7 protein-coding genes and 1 tRNA gene are annotated in these 7,078 nt (G+C 57.3%); 4 read left to right on the plus strand and 4 right to left on the minus strand.

Annotation, left to right across the window (positions count from 1 at the left end; genetic code table 11):
• Positions 1-22: 22 nt before the first annotated feature.
• On the plus strand, positions 23-1,045 hold the full coding sequence (locus tag K0F88_RS31420; protein ID WP_219097797.1) for a DUF4238 domain-containing protein: 1,023 nt from the start codon (positions 23-25) through the stop codon (positions 1,043-1,045).
• Positions 1,046-1,427: 382 nt separating this feature from the next.
• Positions 1,428-1,514, plus strand: a tRNA-Leu gene (locus K0F88_RS31425).
• 86 nt (positions 1,515-1,600) lie between these two features.
• On the opposite strand, the gene K0F88_RS31430 is transcribed toward K0F88_RS31425, so the two are convergent.
• The gene (locus K0F88_RS31430) at positions 1,601-2,437 is read right to left on the minus strand and encodes an NAD(P)H-binding protein (protein ID WP_094467286.1); all 837 of its coding nucleotides are present in this window, start codon (positions 2,435-2,437) and stop codon (positions 1,601-1,603) included.
• A 180-nt stretch (positions 2,438-2,617) separates the two neighbouring features.
• Here K0F88_RS31430 and K0F88_RS31435 point away from each other — a divergent pair, with 180 nt between their 5' ends.
• Positions 2,618-3,337 carry a TetR/AcrR family transcriptional regulator gene (locus K0F88_RS31435; protein WP_094467287.1) on the plus strand — a complete coding sequence of 240 codons (720 nt, stop codon included), beginning with the start codon at positions 2,618-2,620 and terminating at the stop codon, positions 3,335-3,337.
• A gap of 80 nt (positions 3,338-3,417) precedes the next feature.
• On the opposite strand, the gene K0F88_RS31440 is transcribed toward K0F88_RS31435, so the two are convergent.
• From K0F88_RS31440 to gloB, 3 genes are all read right to left on the minus strand, one after another.
• A complete protein-coding gene (locus tag K0F88_RS31440; protein WP_219097798.1) occupies positions 3,418-3,702 on the minus strand; it encodes a hypothetical protein in 285 nt (94 codons plus the stop codon).
• 108 nt (positions 3,703-3,810) lie between these two features.
• Complete coding sequence (locus tag K0F88_RS31445; RefSeq protein ID WP_219097799.1) at positions 3,811-5,265, minus strand: transglycosylase SLT domain-containing protein; 1,455 nt, start codon at positions 5,263-5,265, stop codon at positions 3,811-3,813.
• A 99-nt stretch (positions 5,266-5,364) separates the two neighbouring features.
• Complete coding sequence (gene gloB, locus K0F88_RS31450) at positions 5,365-6,132, minus strand: hydroxyacylglutathione hydrolase (protein WP_219097800.1); 768 nt, start codon at positions 6,130-6,132, stop codon at positions 5,365-5,367.
• Positions 6,133-6,197: 65 nt separating this feature from the next.
• On the opposite strand from gloB, the gene K0F88_RS31455 reads away from it, so the two are divergent.
• Entirely contained in the window at positions 6,198-6,956 is a 759-nt protein-coding gene (locus K0F88_RS31455; protein WP_010459795.1) for a class I SAM-dependent methyltransferase, read from the plus strand.
• The last annotated feature ends 122 nt before the right edge of the window (positions 6,957-7,078 follow it).

Genomic DNA, 7,078 nt, shown 5'->3' on the forward strand with positions numbered 1-7,078 from the left:
GGCCTCATTTTAAGGCTTGGAGGTGTCTACGAAACTAGGGGCGATTCACTATGTACCTAAGCTTTACCTAAAGCAGTGGGCCCAAGACGGAGCAATTCCTACGTATCGTCTGTTGGTTCCGAATGAAAAAATCCCGCTCTGGAAGACGCACTCGCTGAAGGGTATAGCCTATCAAGGGCACCTTTATAATTACGTCATAGGTGGTGAGCAGACGGATGAGTTTGAGCGATGGCTTGACAAGGAGTTTGAGGCGCCCGCAGAAGACGTGATTACTCGTGTAATTCGTGAGCAGAGGCTTTTGCCAGCCCAATGGCGCACACTTATTCGATTTGCCATGTCTCAAGACGTGAGAACGCCCGCTCGTTACAGAGAGTTCGTGGCCCGACAGTCGGTGTCGCTGCAATCACTGCTGAACGAGACGCTTGAACAATCAGTTGCTGAATTAGAGCTCGCGGTTTCTGAGGGCCGTTCTTTGAGGCATGTTGAAGATACTGCGCCAGAGAAATTCCCGTTCAATTTAGTTATTGATCGCCATCCCGACGGAAGTGGAATGTTGCAAGCCCATACAATTGTCGGGCGGAGATTGTGGGTTTGGAACGCTCGACGCTTACTAACTGACACAATCAAAAAAATACCGATGAAGGGCTGGACCATTCTAAATGCGCCGTCTGGTCTCAGTTGGCCGACGAGTGATAATCCACTTGTTAGGCTCAATTATCACGGACATGAAAAATATGATTTTAAGGGTGGTTGGGGGGTTCAGAATGGAGACATTCTTCTCCCGTTGAGTCCTAAACACCTCCTTTACACTTGCGTTGGTAACCGTCCTAAGAATCGTGGCGCCACGGTGGATCATCACACTGCTCAATTTATGCGACGGGTCATTATCGAGCATGCAGACCGGTATGTGTTTTCTACAGAGCCGAGTGACGTGCACTTAATTCGTTCTAGAAAAGTATGTGCCAAGCAGTTCATGGCGGAGCGGAGCGCCTGGCAGGATTGGAATCGTGAGCAGTCCGAAGCCGAGTCGAAGCTTGCAAGGTAATCCGGTGTGCAACATCGTCCAGTTGCACCCGAACGGTCCGAGAGCGAGTGATGAATACCGTTCCGCAACCTCCAAGGCAGCCCTCGAAAGACGTGGTATTCAGAGCATTGAAAATCAGTAGCTTGCGGAACGCATGTCGTGCTAACCTATTGATCTACTTAGCTTTGTAGCGTGGATTGCAAATCCACCTACGCCGGTTCGATTCCGACCTCGGCCTCCACTATAAACAAGCTCCGTAGATCTATGATTTACGGAGCTTTTTTATTTGCGCAACCTTGCAAGATTTTGTCTTGAAAAGGGTATCTGCGAACTTGCTTCACCGGGGCGGGATGTATATATTTCGTCCTCTGTTGCACAAGCCAGACAGCTTCACCGCGCTACCGCCCGAATGGCGAAACTGGTAGACGCATGGGACTTAAAATCCCCCGCTCGTAAGGGCGTGCCGGTTCGATTCCGGCTTCGGGCACCATATCTATCAAAGGCCTGCATGAGGACACTCATGCAGGCCTTTGTCGTTTCTGCTTCGCAATTTTTGACAGGTGAACTTCGCCGACGTCAAACCTGGCTCTGCCAGATTCCCGTAGCAGCGGTGCGGCGAACATAAGCGCTGAAGTCTCGCGCGGGCCGGCCAAGTGCGCGCTGGACGCCATCGGCCAACGGCGTGTTGCGACCATCGAGCACCGTCGTGAAGAGATAAAGCACCAGGTCAATCAACTGCGCAGGAAGTTGTGCCTGTTCCAGGGCCTGGCGATAGGCATTCGGCGGTACGGCGATGAACCTGATCTCGCGCCCGGCCCCTTGAGTAATCTCATCGACCGCTTCGGCAAACGTCAGCGCCCGTGGCCCGGTCAATTCATAGAGTTGGCGTGAGTGCCCCGGTTGGGTCAGCGCCTTGACAGCAATTTCGGCAATGTCCTCCACATCGACGAAGGGCTCCGCGATATTGCCGACGGGGAGGGCCAGTTCTCCTTCAAGAATGGGCTCCAGAAAATGCGCCTCGCTGAAGTTCTGGAAGAACCAACTGGCCCGTAGGATCGTCCAGTCAACCCCGCTGTTTTGAATGACGCGTTCGGCTTGTTCCGCTTCAACCTCGCCGCGTCCGGACAGCAGAACCAGTTTGCCGACGCCACTTTTTACGGTCAGGTCGGTAAACGCCTGAATCGTATCGAGGGCGCCCGGAACGGCGAGGTCTGGTTGATAGGAAATGTAAACAGCGTGAACGCCATCAAGCGCCGCCTCCCAGGTCCGTCGATTTTCCCAGTCAAAGGGAGGATTCGCGCCGCGAGAACCCAGGCGCACAGGCAATCCTGCGGCCTGGAGATGTTGGGTAATCCTGCGCCCTGTTTTACCGGTCGCACCGAGAACGAGGAAGGTGTGTTGAGTGGTTTTCATCGCGTTCATCTCCATCGGGTTAATGTGAGTGATGCTCACGTTAAAAAGATGATAATCGCTCATGTTCCACCGTCAACCAACGTTAGAGCGGAATCCGACATGCGGAGGCAACCACTTGGGGGCGTTCGTGGGTGATGCTAAGGTGAGTGCTCGTCATGTTATTGATCAGGAATCACGCCAGTGCGAAAGAAAGCCGCCACCGGACTCGAGCAACCTGTTTCAGAGCCGACCCGCCGCAATCCCACGCAACAACGCAGTCGCGAGCGGCAGGAGCGAATCCTGGCAGTGGCGACTCAACTGATCGCGACCAAGGGCAGCGACCAGTTAAAAATGAGCGAAATTGCCGAACGTTCGGAGATCTCGATCGGATCGCTTTATCAGTACTTTCCTGACAAGAGCTCGATCATTCGCACGCTGGCCGAGCGCTATAACGCCGCAAGTCGTCGTTGTATCGAAGAGGCGCTGGTGGCGGTGCAGGATGCGCAAGGGTTGGCAGATGCCTATTCAGAGCTGCTGGATCAGTATTACGAGATCGTTCAGGCGGAACCTGCGATGCGTGATATCTGGTCAGGCATGCAGGCAGACAAGCAGTTGCTGGCGTTGGAACTGGAGGAGAGTCGTGTGGCGGGCGGCTTGCTGGCCGATGCGATGCTGCGGGTGTTTCCAGGCCGCGATGCGCAGCGGATGGCTGATTCTGCCTTTCTGATCTGGCAGCTCGGTGAAGCGACCATGCGACTGGCCATTTCTTGTGCGCCCGAAGAGGGGCGGCGGTTGTTTGAAGCCTTCAAGCGCATGTCGCTCGCTGAAATCATTGAGCCGGCGAACGGGAACCCGTGCGAATCACCGACAGAACTGTCAGGGTCAATCCAATGTGGGAGCGAGCCCGCCAGCGATGGCTGAAGGTCAGTCACATCAATGTTGAATGTGCTGCCCTCATCGCGAGCAGGTTCTCTCCCGCATGAGATCTTCCAGGCGCAGTTTTAAACGAAAGGCTGGCCGGTAAAACCACGGGGTAACCGTTGCAACCCGGCCATGGCGGTCAACCGTTGTACCCAGGCTGCGCGCCAATCGTTGGCGGTGTGGGTGACTTTGGCCTTGCGTGCAGCACGGCGTGCTGCGTTGCGTTCGGCTTTGCGCGCGTCCTTGAACGCGTCGGTGTTACGGCAGCTTCTGCACTTTACGCGGGTCAGTTCGCCGGTTGATGTGAGATTGCTGCCTGTGTGACCGCAGGCCAGATGCCCGCTGACTTTGAAGTGAGTGACCATGGGACGTCTCCTTCGTGACGTGTGATCGTTTGACCTCCAGCCAACGACGACGTTCGTTGCCTGTCCGGCGGGCAAAGAAAAAGCCCCTGAAAAATCAGGGGCTCGTTTTTAGCGCGGCGAAGACACCGTCAACATCTGCCCAGGCTTCAACGCCTGACCGACACGCGGATTCCAGCGCTTGAGGTGCTGCATTTCAACGTTGAAGCGTTTGGCGACCATGTACAACGAATCGCCTTGCTGGACCTTGTATTGGGTCTGCGGCTTTTCCTTGGCGGCTTTGCTGTTGGTCCTGCTGTTCGCCGCCACAACGGTGTTGACGCGACCGCCGCTACGTTTGGCAGTGTCCTGCATCACCAAAGTCTGGCCGACCTTGAGTTTCTTGCCGGTCATCTTGTTCCAGCGCTGCAGGTCCTTCACGTCGACCTTGTTCGCCTTGGCGATGGCGGCCAGGTTGTCGCCGCGTTTGACGCGGTAGGCACGTTTGAGGCTGGCGATTTCGGATTCATCGGCGCCTTCGAAGACTGGCTTGAGCGACTTCTTGCTGATCAACTCTTCAGGACGCATGGTCGAGAGGCTGGCGGTCAGCAACTGCGCCTTGGAGGTTGGCACCAGCAAATGCTGGGGGCCGTCGATGGTGGTGCGTTGTTTGAAGGCCGGGTTGAGTTGGAACAACTCGTCTTCGTCGATGTTAGCCACCGCGGCAACCTTGGACAGGTCCATGCGCTGGTTGATTTCGACGACCTGGAAGTACGGTTCGTTGGCGATCGGGTTGAGATTCACGCCGTAGGCTTCGGGGGCCAGCACGACCTGGGACAAGGCCAGCAGCTTGGGCACGTAAGCCTGGGTTTCGGCAGGCAGAGGCAGGTTCCAGTAATCGGTCGGCAGCCCCAGTTTCTCGTTGCGCTCGATGGCACGGCTGACCGTGCCTTCACCTGCGTTGTAGGCTGCGAGGGCCAGCAACCAGTCACCGTTGAACATGTCGTGCAGGCGGGTCAGGTAATCCATGGCCGCGGTGGTCGAGGCGGTGATGTCGCGACGGCCATCATAGAAGCGGGTCTGACGCAGGTTGAAGTAACGGCCGGTGGAAGGAATGAATTGCCAAAGACCCACCGCGTCGGCCCGGGAATAGGCCATCGGGTTGTAGGCGCTTTCAATCACTGGCAGCAGAGCCAGCTCCAGCGGCATGTTGCGTTCTTCAAGGCGTTCGACGATGTAGTGAATGTAGAGGCTGCCGCGTTCGCCGGCGTTTTCAAGGAAGGACGGGTTGCTGGCGAACCATAGGCGCTGTTGCTCGATGCGCGGGTTGACGCCCAGATTGTCCTGCAACTGGAAGCCCTGACGCATGCGCTCCCAGACATCCTGTGGAATTTGCGGAGTCGGCTTCTCGCTGAGCCAGATAGGTTTCTGCTTGGCGCGGGCGGCGATATTCGGAGTGTGTGTCGCTTCGGTCTGCGGCACATGGCTGGAACAGCCCGCCAGAGTGGCGGACACAGCCACCGCGATGGCTTGAGCCAGGCGGGTCAATGCGTCTGAATTGATGGCTTTACGAATAGATGACGACATTGGCTGGAAGTAAGTTCCGGGCAAAAATGTCGGGCGATTCTAGAAAGCGCACCCTCTGCGGTCAACCATTCAGAATTTTTGTACCAACGATGCGGCGACTTAGAACTTATCTTTCCAAGCCCGAAGAGCAGCAAAGACCGCACTCGGAGACCGGTTTTGGGTTCCATTCCGTTCGTCCACTTTTTCTTTAACGGATGTTTCATCAACACGCAAAAACGGGTTCGTCAGCTTTTCAAGCGCCAAAGTAGAGGGCAGCGTCATGATTCCGGCCGCACGTTGCTCGGTGACTTTTTCCAGACGTGCGGTGATGTCCGGATTGCCGGGTTCGACCGCTGCTGCGAATTTCAGGTTGCTCAGGGTGTATTCGTGGGTGCAATAGACCAGCGTATCTTCCGGCAGCGCAGCGAGGCGGCTCAGCGAGGTGTGCATCTGCTCGGGCGTGCCTTCGAACAAGCGCCCGCAACCGGCGGCAAAAAGGGTGTCGCCGCAGAACAACAGGCCGTGGTGGTAATAGGCAATATGCCCCAGGGTGTGTCCGGGAACCGCAAAGACATCGAATTCCCAGCCCAGCACGCTCACGCGGCCGTTGTCCTTGAGCGCCACGTCCCGCGCCGGGATGGTTTCGCTGGCCGGGCCGTAGACTTTCGCGTCTGTCGCTTTTTTCAGCTGCTCGACACCGCCGACATGATCATGATGATGGTGAGTGATCAGGATATCGCTCAATACCCAGCCCGGATGCTCCGCCAGCCAGGCTTGTACGGGCGCGGCATCACCCGGATCGACCACGGCGCAGCGCTGGGTGCGGTGGTCTTGTAACAACCAGATGTAGTTGTCGGTGAAGGCGGGCAGGGCACTGATCTGTATCATCGTCGGATTCGCCAAGCGGAAAACAATGGCGCATCTTAGAACTTCCTGGCGCGTTGGAGAATGCAATGACCGATAAAGCGTTCGCTCAGGCCGATCCTGAGTGGCTGAATTTGATCAGCGCGGCCCGTGAATGGCTGTCCGGGCCCATCGGGCAATTTCTGCTGGACGAAGAGCGGCGCATGCTCGAAGACGAGCTGGGCCGCTTCTTCGGTGGCTATCTGGTGCATTACGGCCCGTCGGCCCAGACGCCGCCGTCGGCACCCCAGGTTCAGCGCAATGTGCGACTTGGTGCGCCGTTACCGGGGGTCGAGATCGTCTGCGAAGAGCAGGCGTGGCCGTTGAGCGAGCATGCCGCTGATGTGGTGGTGATGCAGCACGGCCTGGATTTCTGCCTGTCGCCCCACGGCTTGCTGCGTGAAGCGGCAAGTAGCGTGCGGCCCGGCGGGCATTTGCTGATCATCGGGATCAACCCCTGGAGCAGCTGGGGCTTGCGCCATGTGTTCGCCCATGACGGCTTGCGCAAGGCACGCTGCATCTCGCCGTCGCGGGTCGGCGACTGGCTCAACCTGCTGGGCTTCGCGCTGGAGAAACGCCGCTTCGGGTGCTATCGTCCGCCGCTTGCGTCACCCGCCTGGCAGGCTCGTCTGGCCGGCTGGGAGCGCAAGGCCGGTGACTGGCAACTGTCGGGTGGCGGCTTCTATTTATTGGTGGCGCGCAAGATCGTTGTCGGCCTGCGACCCGTCCGTCAGGAACGGCGCGAACCGATGGGCAAGCTGATTCCATTGCCGATGGCCAAGGTCAACCGTCGTAACATCGAGCCGTAATACACTTTTTATTTCCCGGCCGGGTTTGCCCCGGCCTCGGGCATCGTCGGTCACTGATCGGCGAGCCACGGCATTTTCTGGATAGATTGGCATGAGCGATAGCGTAGAACTCTTCACCGACG

The sequence above is a fragment of the Pseudomonas sp. UMAB-40 genome (genome assembly GCF_900095275.1).
GTDB lineage: Bacteria > Pseudomonadota > Gammaproteobacteria > Pseudomonadales > Pseudomonadaceae > Aquipseudomonas > Aquipseudomonas mandelii_B.

What these genes read in the sequence shown, in the direction of transcription:
- K0F88_RS31455 (WP_010459795.1), top strand. Translation starts at nt 6,198, where the DNA reads ATGACCGATAAAGCGTTCGCTCAGGCCGATCCTGAGTGGCTGAATTTG.
- K0F88_RS31445 (WP_219097799.1), bottom strand. Translation starts at nt 5,265, where the DNA reads ATGTCGTCATCTATTCGTAAAGCCATCAATTCAGACGCATTGACCCGC.
- gloB (WP_219097800.1), bottom strand. Translation starts at nt 6,132, where the DNA reads ATGATACAGATCAGTGCCCTGCCCGCCTTCACCGACAACTACATCTGG.
- K0F88_RS31430 (WP_094467286.1), bottom strand. Translation starts at nt 2,437, where the DNA reads ATGAAAACCACTCAACACACCTTCCTCGTTCTCGGTGCGACCGGTAAA.
- K0F88_RS31440 (WP_219097798.1), bottom strand. Translation starts at nt 3,702, where the DNA reads ATGGTCACTCACTTCAAAGTCAGCGGGCATCTGGCCTGCGGTCACACA.